General features: G+C 47.2%; 13 protein-coding genes and 1 riboswitch. Of the genes, 2 read left to right on the forward strand and 11 right to left on the reverse strand.

Going from position 1 to position 16,850, the window contains the following annotated elements; translation table 11 throughout:
- Window positions 1–68: 68 nt before the first annotated feature.
- From NEE14_RS02390 to thiS, 8 genes are all read right to left on the reverse strand, one after another.
- Window positions 69–1,844, reverse strand: coding sequence for a sensor histidine kinase (locus NEE14_RS02390; RefSeq protein WP_251968247.1), 1,776 nt, complete (start codon window positions 1,842–1,844; stop codon window positions 69–71).
- Window positions 1,845–1,884: 40 nt separating this feature from the next.
- Window positions 1,885–2,580, reverse strand: a complete 696-nt coding sequence (locus tag NEE14_RS02395) for a response regulator transcription factor (RefSeq protein WP_251968248.1) — start codon at window positions 2,578–2,580, stop codon at window positions 1,885–1,887.
- A gap of 111 nt (window positions 2,581–2,691) precedes the next feature.
- Window positions 2,692–3,951, reverse strand: a complete 1,260-nt coding sequence (locus tag NEE14_RS02400) for an Nramp family divalent metal transporter (protein WP_251968249.1) — start codon at window positions 3,949–3,951, stop codon at window positions 2,692–2,694.
- Between the two features lie 231 nt (window positions 3,952–4,182).
- Entirely contained in the window at window positions 4,183–4,881 is a 699-nt protein-coding gene (locus tag NEE14_RS02405) for a HesA/MoeB/ThiF family protein (RefSeq protein ID WP_251968250.1), read from the reverse strand.
- Window positions 4,859–6,013 (reverse strand): 2-iminoacetate synthase ThiH, encoded by a 1,155-nt coding sequence (gene thiH / locus NEE14_RS02410; RefSeq protein ID WP_251968251.1) that lies wholly within the window; start codon window positions 6,011–6,013, stop codon window positions 4,859–4,861. The genes NEE14_RS02405 and thiH overlap by 23 nt, the downstream gene beginning before the upstream one ends.
- Before the next feature lie 95 nt (window positions 6,014–6,108).
- Entirely contained in the window at window positions 6,109–7,800 is a 1,692-nt protein-coding gene (gene thiC / locus NEE14_RS02415; protein ID WP_262922380.1) for a phosphomethylpyrimidine synthase ThiC, read from the reverse strand.
- Between the two features lie 32 nt (window positions 7,801–7,832).
- Window positions 7,833–8,609, reverse strand: coding sequence for a thiazole synthase (locus NEE14_RS02420; protein ID WP_251968252.1), 777 nt, complete (start codon window positions 8,607–8,609; stop codon window positions 7,833–7,835).
- A gap of 73 nt (window positions 8,610–8,682) precedes the next feature.
- Complete coding sequence (gene thiS / locus NEE14_RS02425; RefSeq protein WP_251968253.1) at window positions 8,683–8,883, reverse strand: sulfur carrier protein ThiS; 201 nt, start codon at window positions 8,881–8,883, stop codon at window positions 8,683–8,685.
- Window positions 8,884–8,959: 76 nt separating this feature from the next.
- Window positions 8,960–9,058, reverse strand: a riboswitch (TPP riboswitch).
- 220 nt (window positions 9,059–9,278) lie between these two features.
- Here thiS and dinB point away from each other — a divergent pair.
- Entirely contained in the window at window positions 9,279–10,364 is a 1,086-nt protein-coding gene (dinB, locus tag NEE14_RS02430; RefSeq protein ID WP_251968254.1) for a DNA polymerase IV, read from the forward strand.
- On the opposite strand, the gene corA is transcribed toward dinB, so the two are convergent.
- The 3 genes from corA to NEE14_RS02445 are packed head-to-tail and all read right to left on the reverse strand — an operon-like array spanning window position 10,365 to window position 15,364.
- Window positions 10,365–11,444, reverse strand: coding sequence for a magnesium/cobalt transporter CorA (gene corA, locus NEE14_RS02435; protein ID WP_251968255.1), 1,080 nt, complete (start codon window positions 11,442–11,444; stop codon window positions 10,365–10,367). It lies immediately after the preceding gene.
- A 13-nt stretch (window positions 11,445–11,457) separates the two neighbouring features.
- The gene (locus NEE14_RS02440) at window positions 11,458–13,926 is read right to left on the reverse strand and encodes an endonuclease MutS2 (RefSeq protein ID WP_251968256.1); all 2,469 of its coding nucleotides are present in this window, start codon (window positions 13,924–13,926) and stop codon (window positions 11,458–11,460) included.
- Between the two features lie 19 nt (window positions 13,927–13,945).
- Window positions 13,946–15,364 (reverse strand): DUF4136 domain-containing protein, encoded by a 1,419-nt coding sequence (locus tag NEE14_RS02445; RefSeq protein WP_251968257.1) that lies wholly within the window; start codon window positions 15,362–15,364, stop codon window positions 13,946–13,948.
- Window positions 15,365–15,840: 476 nt separating this feature from the next.
- On the opposite strand from NEE14_RS02445, the gene mgrA reads away from it, so the two are divergent.
- Window positions 15,841–16,833, forward strand: a complete 993-nt coding sequence (gene mgrA, locus NEE14_RS02450; protein ID WP_251968258.1) for an L-glyceraldehyde 3-phosphate reductase — start codon at window positions 15,841–15,843, stop codon at window positions 16,831–16,833.
- The last annotated feature ends 17 nt before the right edge of the window (window positions 16,834–16,850 follow it).

A 16,850-nucleotide genomic window follows, 5' to 3' on the forward strand; every position in this document is an offset into this window, starting at 1 on the left:
ACCCCGCCGGAAGTCAGTGAATGAACTTTTCAGCGGGGTTATTTTATCTATGTAAAGACGAAATCCTTTTAGATATGTTTCTTCAGGGTAAATAAGAAACTGATGCCTTTTCCTTTCTGGCTCTTGGCCGAAATCTGTCCTTTGTGGAAGAGGACGGCATTCTTAACGATCGAAAGACCCAGTCCGGTTCCTCCCAGTTTGCGGCTACGGCCTTTATCGACCCGATAGAAGCGTTCGAAGATGCGGTTGATATGTTCTTCTTCCACTCCGATACCGTTGTCCGAGAAGTTGAAATAATAGAATTTCTCGTCCTCTTTATAACAGGTCAGGCTGATGGTAATATTCTCGCCGGCATAGGCGATGGAATTATCAAACAGATTCCGGAAGATAGAGTAGAGGAGCGAATGATTTCCATGAATCGTGGCATTCGCCGGCAGGTCGATCTGGCAGGAAATATGCTTTTCTTCCATCTTCTGAGCGCATTCATGCTCGATTTCTTGTACCAGCTGATTGATATTGATGTCGGTCAGATCAAACATGGATCCGGCTTCATCCATCCGGTTCAAGACAGAAATATCCTGCAGCAGAACCGTCAGTCGGGTACTTTGCGAATAACAGCGCTCGATGAAGAACTTCCATTTGTCGGCCGGCAGATCCGGATTGTTGATGATTGTTTCCAGATATCCCTGAATACTGCTGACCGGCGTTTTCAGCTCGTGTGCGATGTTCTGCGTCAGTTGCCTTTTCATCCGGCTTTCTTCCTCCTGGCGGGAAATATCATTGATAGAGATTTCATAACTGTTGTTGAGGAACATCATACATTCAACCAGGAAAATCTTTCCGCCCTTGTCGATGGTTATCGTTTCCCGCAGCACCCGTTTATGATCGGTACCTTTGTGTTCTTCCAGGAAATTGCGGATCGGCGTGAGTTCTTCCAGGTCCAATACCTCTTCAGCCGTATGAATAGGATTATCAGAGATGAGATTGGCAAACTGGATGTACAGGATGTTCGACAGGATTTCCTGTCCGTCGTCGGTAAACATGGCGAATCCTTCCCGTGAATACTGGAAGTGCTTGATGATCTTTTCTCGTTCGACAGCCAGTTCATTCTTTGCCTTCTGCTGTTTATGATACAGGGTAATGATTAGTTTGGAAATATCACCCAGCTCGTCGTTCGGGAAGACATATTCTTCATCATCCTGCTTCACATCCCGGATATTACGGGCAAAATCCCTTAATTTGGAGATGGTTTGTCCGATACTCAAGGTAAATTTAGACAACACGAAGAGGAAGATCACAACCATCAGCCCCATGAAATAGATGAAGTCCTTGTTGATAGCCAAGATTCCTTTCACATACGGATCATACGGAATGGCCGTCCGGTAGATATAATTGTTGATGTTGGAAGCCGAGTAGAAGTATCTCTTTCCCGTCGTCTTCGATTTGCGGATGGCAAAGCTCTTTTTAGTGAGCCGCGCGTTATGCACTTCGCTTCGGTCGTTATGATTTTCGAAGATATCGTTTCCACTGTTGTCGAACAAGACGTCTCCTTCCGGGTTGATCACCGTCACACGGATATCTTTTTGCGGGATTTCGTCGAGAAAACTATGGATGATGCTATCCGTTTCCTGACCTTTTTCGTGCTGGATGCGGTAATGAATCTGATAATTGTACGTCTTTAAGACAGTATCCAGTTTTTCCTGGGCAAATTCGGTTTCCCGCTGATACTGAAAGATCAGTACACAACCCGTAAAACCAAGAAAGATAAAGAAGATAGACCAGAACAATCGTTGGCTGAATGGAATCCGATTGTTGGTTATAATTTTTTCTGTTTTATTTTCCATTCACGTTCCTTTCATATAATAGTTGTCAGTATTCCTGTTTTTAGCCTTCAAAACAGTAACCGAAACCCAGGCGTGTTACGATATTTTTCCCGTATTCACCGATTTTCTTACGCAGGCGGGTAATGTTGACGTCGATGGTCCGGTCAAGAACATAGACTTCGTCTTTCCACACGCGCGAGAGGATTTCCTCGCGGGAGAACACATGATTGATATTCTCGAGCAGCAGTTTCAGAATTTCAAATTCCTTTTTGGTCAGTGCCACTTCTTCGCCATTGATTGTCGCTTTGATGCGCTGCGTGTCCAGCTTCAGGGTGTTGTATGTCAGGATATTTTCATTGACAGGCTTCTTTTCTTCCAGACTTCTTCTCAACACGGCTTTGACGCGGGCCTGCACCTGCTTGATAGAGAAAGGTTTGGAAATATAATCGTCGGCACCCAGGTTGAAACCTGTCAGCATATCGTTTTCAGTATCTTTGGCCGTCAGGAATATAATGGGAATATGAGCTGTCTTTTCGTTTTTCTTCAACATGCTGGCCAGCTTGAAACCCGATATTTCTCCCATCATGACGTCGAGCAGCAGCAGGTCGTAATCTGTCAGGTTCAACGTAAGCGCTTCTTCGGCGCTGTAGGCTGTATCGACTGTGTAGCCTTCTGTTTCGAGATTGAACTTTAAGATTTCACACAAATCTTCTTCATCGTCGACGACAAGAATATGAGGATTCTGTTTTGTTATCATAGTACTAATATTATATTTTTCATTTCTGTTGCAAAGGAACGACTGGTATGTTTCGGTTGAATGAAATCAATATTACAATTATGTTACAATGTGTTGGTGCTTTCCTTGTTCTCAGCCGATAATCAGCTGGATCAGCAAGAACAGATTAAGCAGACTGACGATGGTGCCTAAAATGAGTAATACGATATTCGTTAACCGGCTGTTGGCAAATTCACCCATGACCTTTTTGCTGGAGGTCAGATAAACCTGGGTAAAGATAGTAATTGGTAATTGAATACTCAGTACCATTTGCGAAAGAATGAGTCCGCGGAAAGGATCATCGACAACGAAAATCAAAAGCAGCGCCGGCAGGAAAGAACAGAGCACACCGATTTTGGAGTGAATATCCTTGTGGTGATAGGCTTCGCCGAAGATACCGGCAAAGATGGAAGCGCCAGCAATGCCGGATGTGATGGTAGATGAAATTCCGGCCATCAGCAGCGCGACAGCAAAGATAACGCCGGCGTTGTTGCCAACGAGCGGAACAAGCAGCTGTTGTGCCTGGTCCAGTTCGCTGACAGCTATTTTCTCCTGAAAGAAGGTCGAAGCCGCCAGGATAATCATGGCCGAATTAATACCCCAGCCGATAACCATTGATAACAGCGTATCATAGAATTCGTATTTGAGCTGCTTGTGTATGACGGTCTTGTCTTCCAGATTCCATTTCCGGCTCTGTATGACTTCGGAATGCAGAAACAGGTTATGGGGCATCACGACGGCACCCAAGACACTCATCACGATCAGCAATGAATGATCCGGAAACGACGGCTTGATCCAGCCAACGGCAGCTTCTTGCCAGTTGACGTCGACCAACGCCAGTTCATATAAAAAGGAAAGGCCGATGATGGAAACAAACATGATGATCCAGCGTTCGATTTTGCTGTAAGTATTGCTGAGAAGCATCAGCAGGCACGCCAGTGTTACGATGACAGCTCCCGCTTTGATAGGAATACTGAACAGCATCTTCAAGGCAATGGCGCCGCCTAATATTTCGGCGAGCGAAGTGGAAATGCTGGCCATCATAGCAGAAATCAGGATGGGCCGGCTGAGCTTTTTGGGCAGATATTGGGTTGTCGCTTCAGATAAACACAGTCCGGTGACAATGCCCAAGTGGGCCACATTGTGCTGGATGATGATGAGCATGATGGAAGAAAAGGTCACGACCCAGAGAAGAGCATAACCAAATTCAGAACCTGCGGCCAGGTTGGTTGCCCAGTTGCCCGGATCAATGAAACCGACGGTAACAAGTAGTCCGGGACCGATATATTTCAGCAGTTCGAGTGCTCCTGAATGCGGATGATGATTGCGCTTGAGCTTTTCCAGTATATTCATTGTTCTTTCTTATTTTATGATCCGACAATAATGACAAGACAGGCCTTTTCTGCATATCCTATCTTAAAGTAACAATTTATTTGTTGGCATTGTTTCGCCTGAGTGGTTAAAACTACTTTCTTCGGAGGGTATAAAATACGCTGACCTGATAAAAGCCATGGTCTTTATCAAGCCAGCGTACAGAAAAGAGATTATAGGGATGTGTATAAGTCAGGAGTAATCATCTTCCTCTCAAAGAGAGAAGAGGCAGCTGTTCATTGTCTTCAGGTCGATTGTCCAGAGTTTCCCGTTGAGCGGTTCGCCGCATCCGGTAATTAGTTTGATGGCTTCAGACGCTTCCACGCAGCCTACAACGCCGGGCAATACGCCCATCACACCTTTGGGCGGCGTTTCCATCTGGCTGGTTTCCGCTTCTGGAAACAAGTCCCGGTATGTTTTTCCTCCCGGCAGATTGAATACAGCCACTTGTCCGTCGAACTCACGGATGGCACCGTAAACATACGGTTTATGCAACCGGGACGAAACATCGCTGATCAGATAGCGGGTCGGGAAATTATCACAGCCGTCGATGACCAGATCGTACTGTGAAATCAGTTCCTCGGCATTCCCGTCGGTTAAGCGGCAGGGAAAAGTATCTGCAATCAACTGGCTGTTCAGTGCCTGCAAACGACGGGCAGCACAAATCACCTTCGGCTGTCCGACTTCACTTTCGGTATAAAGCACCTGACGCTGCAGGTTCGATTCACTTACGACGTCATCATCAACCAGTCCGATTCTTCCGATTCCGGCAGCAGCCAGGTAAAGGGCAATGGGCGAACCCAGTCCGCCCACACCGATGAGCAAGACTTTTGCTTCGCCCAGTTTCTTCTGACCTTCTTCTCCAATCTCCGGTAAGATGATATGCCTATTATACCGTTGCTGCAGCTGCATGTTCCTGGCAATTGACAGCATCGAATGACTGATCCCAATCTTTCCAGACCGGTTCAATTCCTAAACTCTTCAATGCCTGCGTTACTTCTTTGGCAGTACGTTCGTCACTTACGTGGAACTGCTCCAATGTCTGCGGATAAGAATAATAACCACCCGGCTCAGTCTTACTTTCAGCACTCATGGTTGTTACACCCAGACGGGCCATGTGGTTGCGGAAGTCGGCACTTTCGCGGGTAGAATAGGAAATATCGACATCATGATCGAAGATACGGGTAGCAAATGTCACCTGGGCCAGTTCGCGGTCGCTCATGATAACATTCGGCTGGAATCCTCCGTTTTCCGACGGACGCATACGCGGGAAATTAAAGCTGTATTTGGTTTTCCAGTAATGCTTCTGCAGATAACGCAGGTGATAAGCCATCATAGTCACGTCGGTACGCCATTCTTTCTCCAAGCCGATCAGCACACCCATGCCAATGCTGTGAACGCCGGCTTGTCCCATGCGGTCGAATCCGTTGACACGCCATTCAAACTTCGACTTCATGCCGCGCGGGTGATAGATCTTGTAATTCGCCTTGTGATAGGTTTCCTGGAAGCAGATCACACCGTTCATACCGTGATGTGTCAGTTCGCGGTACTCTTCAGCTGTAAGAGGCATTACTTCAATCTTCAGGTTTGAGAAATAAGGCTTGGCCAGGTCGAGCGCACGGGCAATATACGGAACGCCGGCCTTTGCCGGATTCTCGCCTGTTACCAGAAGCAGATTCTCGAACGGAGCCAGCTTCTTGATTGCCTTGTATTCATTAACGATCTCTTCTTCCGTCAGGATAGTCCGCTTCATCGGATTACTGATGTGGAAACCACAATAGATACATGAATTGGTACAAGAGTTCGTAATATACAAGGGAACGAACATCGACATCGTGTTTCCGAAGCGTTCGCGCGTATATTTATAACTCAATTGAGCCATTTGTTCGAGATAAGGCTCGGCAGCCGGTGAGATTAATGCCATGAAATCCTGGACGTCCAGATGGCTTTTCGATAAAGCCCGGCGGACATCTGCGTCGGTCTTGGCATAAATGGCCGCCGTAGTTTCATCCCAGTCTATTTTTTCTAATTCTTCTGAGAACATGTTTATGCGTTAAAATTAAAAGGTACTGATTAACAACGATTCGTCCGTTAAGCCGGTAAGCGGTGTCGGGAAGAATCGTTGTCCATTGATAATGTTTATTTATTGATGGATGAAAGGTCTTTCGACAGCTTCATCGCACAGAAATTAGGGCCGCACATCGTACAGTATTCACCGTCTTCGTGTTTGCCTTCCTGGAAATAGGCGAGGGCACGGTCCGGATCCAGACTCAGATGGAACTGATCACGCCAGCGGAATTCGTAACGAGCCTTCGACAAGGCATTATCACGGATCTGAGCTCCCGGATGACCTTTGGCCAAGTCGGCCGCATGAGCCGCGATCTTATAGGTGATTACACCGGTACGTACATCTTCTTTATTGGGTAATCCTAAATGTTCCTTCGGAGTAACATAGCAGAGCATGGCAGTTCCCAGCCATCCGATTTGTGCCGCTCCGATAGCCGACGTGATGTGATCATATCCAGGAGCAATGTCAGTTACCAACGGACCTAATGTATAGAAAGGAGCGTTATGACATTTCTCTATCTGGCGCTGCATGTTTTCCTGGATCTTGTGCAAGGGCACATGGCCTGGTCCTTCAATGAAGGCCTGTACGTTCTTTTCCCACGCACGGACAACCAGTTCACCCATGGTATCGAGTTCGGCAAACTGAGCCTCGTCGTTGGCGTCATAAATAGAGCCGGGACGAAGTCCGTCTCCCAAGGAAACAGCCACATCATATTGAGCTAAGATATCACAGATCTCATCGAAATGCTCATACAGGAAAGATTCCTGGTCGTGAATCAGGCACCATTTGCTCATGATACTGCCGCCACGGCTGACAATTCCGCACAGACGCTTGTCTGCCAGATGTACATTATGCCGGCGGATACCGGCGTGGATGGTGAAGTAATCAACACCCTGTTCGCATTGTTCAATGAGTGTATCCTTATAAATCTCCCAAGTCAGATCTTCCACTTTGCCATTGACCTTTTCCAGTGCCTGGTAGATGGGCACTGTTCCAACCGGCACCGGGCAGTTGCGCACGATCCATTCGCGTGTCTCGTGGATGTTGGCTCCCGTTGAAAGATCCATTAATGTATCACCGCCCCATTTACAGCTCCATACAGCCTTCTCTACTTCTTCATCAATGGAAGAAGTGGTTGCCGAATTACCGATATTCGTATTGATCTTGACCAGGAAATTCCGGCCGATGATCATCGGTTCACTTTCCGGGTGATTGATGTTGGCTGGCAAGACAGCACGCCCGGCTGCGATTTCGTCACGAACAAACTCCGGTGTAATATGTGTATCGATGCCCAACTCTTGGCAGTTCATATTTTCGCGGATGGCTACATACTCCATTTCAGGAGTGATGATGCCTTGCTTGGCGTAATACATCTGCGTACAGCATTTCCCTGCTTTGGCCCGGTAAGGCAAGGCAATATGTTCGAAACGCAGGTGATCCAGACTTTTGTCGTCACGTCTCATCTTTCCGTATTCGGAAGTAATAGACGGCAGCTGTTCTACGTCACCACGAGCGGTAATCCAAGCTTCACGCATGCGAGGCAATCCTTTCTTCAGGTCAATCTGCATCGACGGATCACTGAAAGGTCCGCTGGTATCGTAGATATAAATCGGAGCATTGGGTGTCATTACCTTTTCACCGTTTACGACAGTAACGGTTGGTGTCAGATTCACTTTCTGCATTCCGACCCGGATAAAAGGGAAAAGCTTGCCGCTCATATAGGCTTTTTCCCGTTGCGCATAGGCTTTCTTATCGTTGTTCATACGTATGAGTTGTAATAGATGATGAATATTTATTAATTGTTCAGAAAGGCAGTGAGCGGTGAAGAGGCAGATGCTTTCAAGGAAGAAGAAACACCGCCTAATCCGGCTTCATAAGCCTCTCGTCCGGCTTCTACGGCAGCCTTGAATGCCTGCGCCATGCGAACCGGATCACCGGCAACGGCAATGGCTGTATTTACCAATACGGCTGAAGCTCCTAATTCCATGGCTTCGGCAGCCTGACTCGGTGCGCCGATACCCGCATCTACAACTACCGGAACACCGGCTTCCTCGATAATGATCTGCAGAAATTCACGAGTCTGCAAGCCTTTGTTTGTTCCAATAGGAGCACCTAAAGGCATTACAGTGGCAGCTCCGGCTTCTTCCAGTTGACGGCACAAGACCGGATCAGCCTGGCAATACGGTAATACAACAAAGCCCAGCTTAACCAGCTCTTCGGTTGCCTTCAGTGTCTCAACCGTATCAGGCAGCAAATAACGTGGATCCGGATGGATTTCCAGTTTCAGCCAGTTGGTACCGAAGGCTTCGCGGGCCATCTTCGCTGCGAACACTGCTTCTTCAGCATTACGAACTCCTGAAGTATTGGGCAATAACTGAATATGTGGGTGCACAATGTGATGTAGCATATCGTCTTCTTTATTATCCAGATCGATACGTTTCATGGCAACCGTTACCATTTCACTGCCGGATGCCAAAATTGCTTTTTCCATCAAATCATTGGAATTGAATTTACCTGTTCCTAAGAACAAACGGGAATTGAATTCTTTTCCCGCAATGATCAACTTCTCCATTGTCTTATATTTATTTTATATGTATATGTATTTATTGGTTATTGTTATCTATTCTTCGAACGATATGGACATATCATCCGCCGCAGGCTGCCTTGATAATGACAACCTGGTCATTGGGTTGCATGATTTTGTCGGACCATTCTGTCCGTGGAATCATCTGGTTATTGACGGCAACAGCTACACCTTTGTCGGGTACTTGCAATAATTCGGCCAGTTGCTGGAGAGAAGCGTGTTCGGCAAGCTCCATTTCTTTGTTGTTGACTTTAATAATCATCGTTTATCTGTTTTAATGATGAACAATCAACAAAGGTAGGTGAGTATACTATAAAAAGAGAAAGGTTGCTTTCGGATCAGAGCTCATCAACAATCCCTACGGCAGTACGAACTGCATCAGGTGTGAGGGTATCATCTCAGCCCATTCTCTTTGAAGGGCACCCCTTTGTTTCTTATCTGTACCGCAAAGAAATAGAAAATATTTCATATAAGCAAGCCGGATAGCTTTTTGCTATGTAAAAATAAAACATCCTTAACTTTTGTATCGATATTCGTTGGAATCGTTTTTGATTCTGCCTGGTTTTGATTCCGATTCCCATTAGTTTTATTTCTGCCGTTTCCGATTCGGGAAAAGATGATTATTTTTGCCGGGGAAAACAGGCTGGATATGTAAAGATGACATGGAGAAAGATAATTCATATTGATATGGATGCCTTTTATGCTTCCATTGAGCAGCGAGATCATCCTGAGCTGAAAGGGAAACCTGTTGCGGTTGAGCATGAAGAGCAGCGAGGTGTTGTAGCGGCTGCCAGTTATGAGGCCCGGAAATATGGTGTCCGATCGGCCATGTCTTCTCAAAAGGCCAAGAAATTGTGTCCGCAGTTGGTCTTTGTCCCGGGCCATATGGATGTTTACAAGGAAGTTTCTGCCCAGATACACGAAATCTTTCATCAGTACACGGATCTGATTGAACCGATCTCGTTGGATGAGGCGTTTTTGGATGTAACGGAGAATAAGAAGGATATTCCCTTAGCGGTTGATATCGCCAAGGCAATCAAGGAAGAAATCCATAAACGGTGCCATTTGATCGCTTCGGCCGGTGTATCGTATAATAAGTTCCTGGCCAAAGTCGCTTCTGATTACCGGAAACCGGATGGCTTGTGTACGATTCATCCGGATCAGGCTCTCGACTTTATTGCTTCTTTGCCTGTTGAATCGTTTTGGGGAGTCGGTCCGGTGACGGCTCGGAAGATGCATCTGTTAGGCATTCATACCGGCTTGCAGTTAAGAGACTGTTCTCAGGAAATGCTGGTGCGGCAGTTTGGGAAAGCCGGTTTGCTGTATTATGCTTTCGCCCACGGTGAAGACGACCGTCCGGTTGTGGCAGAACGGATCCGGAAATCCATCGGTTGTGAGCATACACTTGAGCGGGACATAACGGCTTCTTCGAGTGTAGTGATTGAATTGTACCACGTAGCCACGGAGCTGATGGAACGGATTGCCCGTAAGAATTTCCGGGGAGATACATTAACCCTCAAGATCAAGTTCGACGACTTCGAGATGAAGACCCGCAGTATGCGTTTTACGAAAGAACTCGTCCAACTGAATGATATCCTGCCGTTGGCCAAAAGGCTGATGAAACAGATTGACTATTCACATCATCCCATCCGTCTGATTGGTCTGGCTGTATCCAATCCGGTGGGTGAAACTGACTTATCCGCCCGTTGGGAACAGTTGTATCTTCCGTTCTCCGACGATTGATCAATTCCAGTCTTTCCTGCGTAAGTATAACCAGGAAATGAGGCCGGCCAGTAACATCACTATCCAAGCGAAAAGATACCCGTATTTCCAGCTTAACTCCGGCATGAACTGGAAATTCATCCCCCAGATACCTGCCAGGAACGTCAGCGGAATGAAGATTGTCGATACTACTGTAAGCCGTTTCATGATGGCATTCATCCGCAAGTCATTGTTGGAAATGTAGAGATCGACCAGCGAGGAGATGATTTCACGGCAGCTTTCTGTCGTTTGCAGCGTAAACAGGATTTGGTCATACACATCGTTGAACAGCGGCAGCAGTTCAGATGAGATGAGTGCCGGATTCTTCGACAGTTTGATGAATTGTTCCTTGAGCGGCTGAGCGTTCTTGCGGATGGTGATGGATTCTTTCCTGCGTCCTAAGATCAATTGCCCCGTGTTGGCCGGGATATTATGGATATCGAGTAGTAACTCTTCGATATCTTCCAGCATTTCCTCGGTCTGTGTCGCCGCTTCCACCAGGCTGGAAGTGATGGCATTCAGCAGATGAATGAGGAGCTGTCCCGTTCCATTGGCCCGGATATCTAACAAGTTCTCGTCGATAGCCTTCTTTACGCCGTCGAAGATAGAATAGGAGTCGCCTTCCTTAAAGGTGACAATGGTATTGCCGGCTACCAGCAGACAGATATGTTCGGTATGCAGCTCGGTCGATCCATCGTAATAGCAGGCATTCAGGATAATCAGCGTCCGGTCTCCATACAGTTCTACCTTAGCGATATGCTGAGGCGTCAGAATGTCTTTCGCATCAATATTATGCAACCCGAAGTCTTTTACAATCTGCGTGATGATATCGGCATCGGCCAGTCCGTTAATCTCCAGCCAGTGTGTATCCGGCGTATGGCAGAGTTTCTGGAAAGAAACTTGCCGGGGAGAAACCGGTTGCTTTTTAACAGCCAGCTTATTATAAGATATCAGGTTGATAGACGTCTTGAGCTGCTCTTCTCCTACATATTTATAATGTTCTGCCAGCCTCCGGTTGGCACTCCGGCGTTGTTTCCGGCTGATTAATTCTTTCCGATTCATGGTTCTGCCTGTATTATTCTAATTCAACTACAGTAATTCCCGCACCTCCAAACTGGACATGTTCGTCGTGAAAGTTCTTGACGCCTGGAACGGTACGAAGATATTCCCGGATTAATTGCCGCAGAATACCGGTTCCTGTCCCGTGCAGGATACGAACCTGCTGGGCTCCAACCTGGATGGCATCATCAATGAAATACGTGACTGTCTGCAAGGCTTCGTCGCCCCGCATACCACGGACGTCAATCTCCTGCTTGAAATGAAGACGTTTTTCATGCATCTGTTCGGAGGTCTGCTCACTGACGAATGTACTTTTCTGTATTTCCTTCTTGATCTGGTTCTTGCTGACTTTCTCCAGCCGATCCAGTTTAACGGTGCTCTTGATCATCCCGAAGGCGACGGTTGCCTGCTTTTCCTGCAATTCCAACACGGTGCCGACCGAAGTCTGGCCTTTCAGCCGGACAGAATCGCCTACTTCAATCACATCCCGGTTAAATTCCGGCTGTGCGCTGGCTTTCTGTTTCTGTTTCTTCCGTTCGGCGCGTTCCTTCAGTTTGGCCATCTTGCGTGCCAGCTTGTCGTCTTCTTCCTGGGCATCGCTGACCGAGTCTTTAAACGACTGTAATTCCTGCCGGGCCTGTTTGGTCCGTTCTTTCTCTGCCTGTGCTTCCTTGATCTCGCGGATCGTATTTTCTATCTTGGCATTGGCCTCTGATAAAATGCGGGCGGCTTCCGCTTTGGCTTCACGTACGATTTCCTTCCGCTGGCTGTTTACTTCAGCCAAGTCTTTCTCATACCGGGCAATGATGTCTTCCAGTTTCTTTTCCCGCTGGCGGATATTCTGCCGTTTGCTTTCCCAATAACGCTTGTCGCGTACGATGTCCTGCAGGTATTTATCCATGTTGATATAATCCATGCCGACCTTTTCGGTTGCTTCGGCAATGACATCTTCCGGCAATCCGATCTTCCGGGCAATCTCGATGGCGAATGAACTGCCCGGGTTTCCGATCGCCAGCTTGAATAAAGGCTGCATCAGATGGCGGTCATACAGCATCGCTCCGTTGACGATTCCCGGTGTGTCTTCGGCGAAATGCTTCAAGTTCTGGTAGTGCGTTGTGATTACGCCAAAACTCTTATGCTGGTTGAAGCGGTTGAGCAAGGCTTCGGCAATGGCGCCTCCGATCTGCGGTTCCGTACCGCTTCCGAATTCATCTATTAGCAGGATGGTCCGTTCGTTGCAGTTCCGGACAAAGTATTTCATGTGCGTCAGGTGCGATGAATACGTACTCAGGTCGTTTTCGATGCTCTGCTCGTCGCCGATGTCGATAAACAGATGTTCGAATAAGCCGGTCCGCGAACTTTCGTGCATCGGAACCAGCAAACCGCACTGCAGCATGTATTGCAACAGACCGACGGTTTTCAGGCAGACTGACTTACCTCCGGCATTCGGACCCGAGATGATCAGCAGACGTTTCTCGGCTGTCAGTTCAATGTCCAAGGGGACAACTTCTTTATGCTGCTTCTTTAGGGAAAGATAGAGCAGGGGATGAATGGCCCGCGCCCAGTCGAGCTGCTGTTTGTCTTCCACGACCGGACGAATTCCTTGTATTTCGATAGCAAAAAGAGCCTTGGCCCGGATGAAATCAATGTCTGCCAGGAATTCATACGACTGAAGGATATCCGGAACCAGCGGACGGACAAAGTTGGTAAAGTCCGTCAGGATACGGATAATCTCCCGTTTCTCTTCTCCTTCCAGTTCGCGGATGCGGTTGTTGGCTTCCACTACGCTTTCCGGTTCGATAAAGACGGTTTTACCGCTGGCTGATTCGTCGTGTACGATACCTTTAATCTTCCGTTTGAATGCCGGTGCTACCGGAATCATCAGACGCCCGTCGCGCATGGTGGGCGTTACGTCTTTGTCTACAACGCCTTCGCTTTGGGCTGCCCGCAGGATGGATTGCAGGTTCAGGGAGATGTTACTCATCGTAATCGTCATCTCGCGGCGGATCGTCTGCAATTCGGGTGAGGCACTGTCTTTCACTTTCCCGAACTTGTCGAGGATCGTATCAATGCGGCCCACCAATTGCGGAAAGACCAGTATATCACCGGCCAGGGCCGTCAGTGCCGGATATTTGATTTCCCCGTCTTCGTCCGGCTGGAAGAAGCGGATAATGTCGTGTATGGTCTGTAATGAGCGCTTCAGATCAAATAATTCTTTCTCGTCCATCCAGGTTCCTTCCGGGCGGATACGCTTCAGTGAATAACGTACGTCGAAAAAGTAGTTGGCGGGAAAATCGGTCTCGCCCTGTTGTATCTTTACAAACTCGTCTACTAAATCGAGTTCATTACTGATGAAGGCGAAGTCCGTTGAAAAGGACATGTCTGCGACTCTCTCTTTGCCCAGCGGACTCAGGCATTTGTCTGAAACCAAAAGACGAACTTTGTCAAAGCCCGTCTTTTGCTCAAAATTAGAAGGATATATCACGTTAAATCTTGTTTGCTGTTTATTTTAATTCAATAGTGATGCCAGTACGGATAGTCGGACGGATAATGATCTTCTTCCGTTCACTTCCCTGTTTGACATAAAACGTAATAGCGTTATTGCTCGTCGGATTGATATACGGAGCAAAGTAATATAAGTAGGCAAAGGCCGTCAGGTTATTCGGATTTTGAATGGCCTTGGTCACTTGCGGATATTTAAACGCATCCCAATACATGCACCGGCTGAAACCTTTGCTGTCGGTAAACCGGGTGTCGGGGTTTCTCAATGTCATCGTATTGGTAATAAACTGACGGTACGCTGCGGTGAATTCTTCAATCGAATAATCCGTGCTTTGTCCTTCGATACCTTCAATAACATCTTTTGCCCGGACTCCGGCTTCGTAGGCCGGCGAATTGCGGTCGACGGAAACAACCGAACTCAGTTTATCCATGTTGTAGTTGATACCTGTGTAGTTATAAGAACACTGACTGACGATGAAATGTACATTCTTCTTGTTCTTCAGGTACGGGAATTGCATCAGCATGAGCGGTACATGGATCTGCGCATATTCTTCCAGATGATAGGCTTCTTCCAGTAATTCGTTGGCTTCGCATTCCCATAAGACGCGCCCGGCGCTGACTTTCTGATCGATGATGCGGATACCGAGCTGCAACAGATAGGCGGCTTCTGATTCGGAAGCTGAGGGTTCGAGGAACGGAACCTTTTCCATCTTGTTGCGATTGATGTTGAAACGGTACACCGGCTGTTTTAATTTGATCGGACTCGGCCCGACGTAATTCGGATTCTTGTCGAAGTAATAAAACGTCTGTACAAGGAAGTCCGGCTTTTGGTTATCGCTCGTAAAACCTTTCTTGGTCAGTTCCTTTTCAATAACCTGGTTAATGTCTGCTTCCAGCTTCGTGTTTTCTTCGGAAGCAGCAAACTTGTAGGTATGAAACTGGGCAAAATCGACCGTATCAGTCGTCACGATCGTCTTGAACGGACAAACGAATTCTCGAACCGAAGTCGTTTCAAGGCTGTACATGTTGAAAGCCATGGCTAACTGATCCTCGCTGATTTCATTGATCGGCTTACATTCTTTATTCAGGATCACTTCCCGCGAAGGAGTGGAGGTCGACTTGATGGTAAGCATGATATTCCGTTTGTTGGCCGGATTCAGCAATTGGATAATTTCATCCTTGGAGACACTCGATACGGGAATATCTTCGATATGGGTAATGATGTCATACGGTTGGATTCCGGCCTTCTCGGCGTTGGAATAAGGTTTTACTGATGTCACAACCAGATCATTCTTTCCCCAGTTGCTGTTCTTGCTGATATCGTAGGTGAACCCTAAGCGGCAAACTTTCTTGCTCGAAGTTTGTCCGAAGCTGCAGAACATGGTCAATAAAAGGAATGCTGATAATACTATTTTTCTCATATTGTTTGATAATCTAAACCTGACTAATCAAAATGAATTGCAAATGTAATAAAAAAAGGAGAATAGTCAATCGTGCTTTGCAAATTATAAGCATGGGCGTTTCTGTGGAGCAGAGGGATTGGTCGTTAGCTGCTTAACAATAAGCCGCTTTATCACCAGCTATTGGTCCGGATCCGCAGAGATATTATCTTTCCTACGGTCGGAGGACAACTTTCCGTCGAACGCCGGAAACTGTTCCGACGATCGGAGGAAACTATTCCGCCGGTCGTCGGAAAGTTAAAACTATATACTCTTTCCCTTAGTTGCCAGGCAGAAGCAGGTGAATCGTCTGCAGGGAAAAAGGCAGTACCGGAAGAAAGATTGCACGATGATGCTTAGATTTTCTCCGATACGTTTTGTTTCCCGAGAAAAATCTTTAGATTTGTGAAGTTATCTGCCAGGTGCAGGATTTATAAATTATTTAAACGATAAATACCATGGATATGTATTTAGCAGACAAGCAACGGTATGAGCAGATGTCGTATCGCCGGTGTGGAAAGAGCGGACTGCTACTTCCTGCCATTTCGTTGGGCTTGTGGCATAATTTCGGGAGTGTGGATGTGTTCGAACAATTTAAGCAGATTGCTTTTCGGGCTTTTGATCAGGGCATCACTCATTTTGATTTAGCCAATAATTACGGGCCGGTTTACGGTTCGGCTGAAGAGAATTTTGGCCGGATTCTGCGTAAAGGCTTAGGGGCTTATCGGGATGAGTTGCTGATCTCGACGAAGGCGGGTTACGATATGTGGCCGGGACCGTACGGAAACTGGGGCAGCCGGAAATACCTGATGGCAAGTCTCGATCAGAGTCTGAAACGGATGGAACTGGAATATGTGGATATCTTCTATTCGCATCGCCCTGATCCGCTGACACCGATCGAGGAAACGATGGGCGCGCTGGCCGATATCGTACGCCAAGGCAAGGCGTTGTATGTGGGCATTTCCAATTATAATCCGGAACAGACGCGGGCTGCTCTGGCCGTACTGAAGGAGTATAAGGTGCATTGTCTGATTCATCAGGCGCGTTATTCGATGTTCGACCGTTGGGTGGAACCGGAATTATTGTCTGTTCTCGACGATGAAGGAGTCGGGATGATCGCCTTTTCTCCGCTGGCCCAGGGCTTGCTTACGGATAAATATTTGCAGGGCATTCCTGAAAATTCGAGAGCCGCGAAACCGACCGGGCATCTGAAACGGGAACAAGTAACGGCCGATAAGATCGCCCGTGCTGCCCGGCTGAATGAATTGGCGGCACAACGCGGACAGACATTGGCCGAAATGGCTTTGGCCTGGATTCTGCGTGACAAGCGGGTGACGAGCGTTCTGATTGGCGCCAGCTCGGTTGCTCAGCTTGATGATAACCTCAAAACATTGAACCACCTTGACTTTTCTACAGATGAATTGAAACAAATCGAATCGATATTAGTATAACCTTAGTAATTTAGTTA

Origin of the sequence: Parabacteroides sp. AD58, from assembly GCF_023744375.2 — a bacterium.
GTDB lineage: Bacteria > Bacteroidota > Bacteroidia > Bacteroidales > Tannerellaceae > Parabacteroides > Parabacteroides absconsus.

Coding starts and splice junctions, on each gene's coding strand:
- thiC (WP_262922380.1), bottom strand. CDS start 7,800: ATGAACAACGATAAGAAAGCCTATGCGCAACGGGAAAAAGCCTATATG.
- NEE14_RS02420 (WP_251968252.1), bottom strand. CDS start 8,609: ATGGAGAAGTTGATCATTGCGGGAAAAGAATTCAATTCCCGTTTGTTC.
- NEE14_RS02390 (WP_251968247.1), bottom strand. CDS start 1,844: ATGGAAAATAAAACAGAAAAAATTATAACCAACAATCGGATTCCATTC.
- dinB (WP_251968254.1), top strand. CDS start 9,279: ATGACATGGAGAAAGATAATTCATATTGATATGGATGCCTTTTATGCT.
- NEE14_RS02405 (WP_251968250.1), bottom strand. CDS start 4,881: ATGCAGCTGCAGCAACGGTATAATAGGCATATCATCTTACCGGAGATT.
- thiS (WP_251968253.1), bottom strand. CDS start 8,883: ATGATTATTAAAGTCAACAACAAAGAAATGGAGCTTGCCGAACACGCT.
- NEE14_RS02400 (WP_251968249.1), bottom strand. CDS start 3,951: ATGAATATACTGGAAAAGCTCAAGCGCAATCATCATCCGCATTCAGGA.
- NEE14_RS02445 (WP_251968257.1), bottom strand. CDS start 15,364: ATGAGAAAAATAGTATTATCAGCATTCCTTTTATTGACCATGTTCTGC.
- corA (WP_251968255.1), bottom strand. CDS start 11,444: ATGAATCGGAAAGAATTAATCAGCCGGAAACAACGCCGGAGTGCCAAC.
- NEE14_RS02395 (WP_251968248.1), bottom strand. CDS start 2,580: ATGATAACAAAACAGAATCCTCATATTCTTGTCGTCGACGATGAAGAA.
- mgrA (WP_251968258.1), top strand. CDS start 15,841: ATGGATATGTATTTAGCAGACAAGCAACGGTATGAGCAGATGTCGTAT.
- thiH (WP_251968251.1), bottom strand. CDS start 6,013: ATGTTCTCAGAAGAATTAGAAAAAATAGACTGGGATGAAACTACGGCG.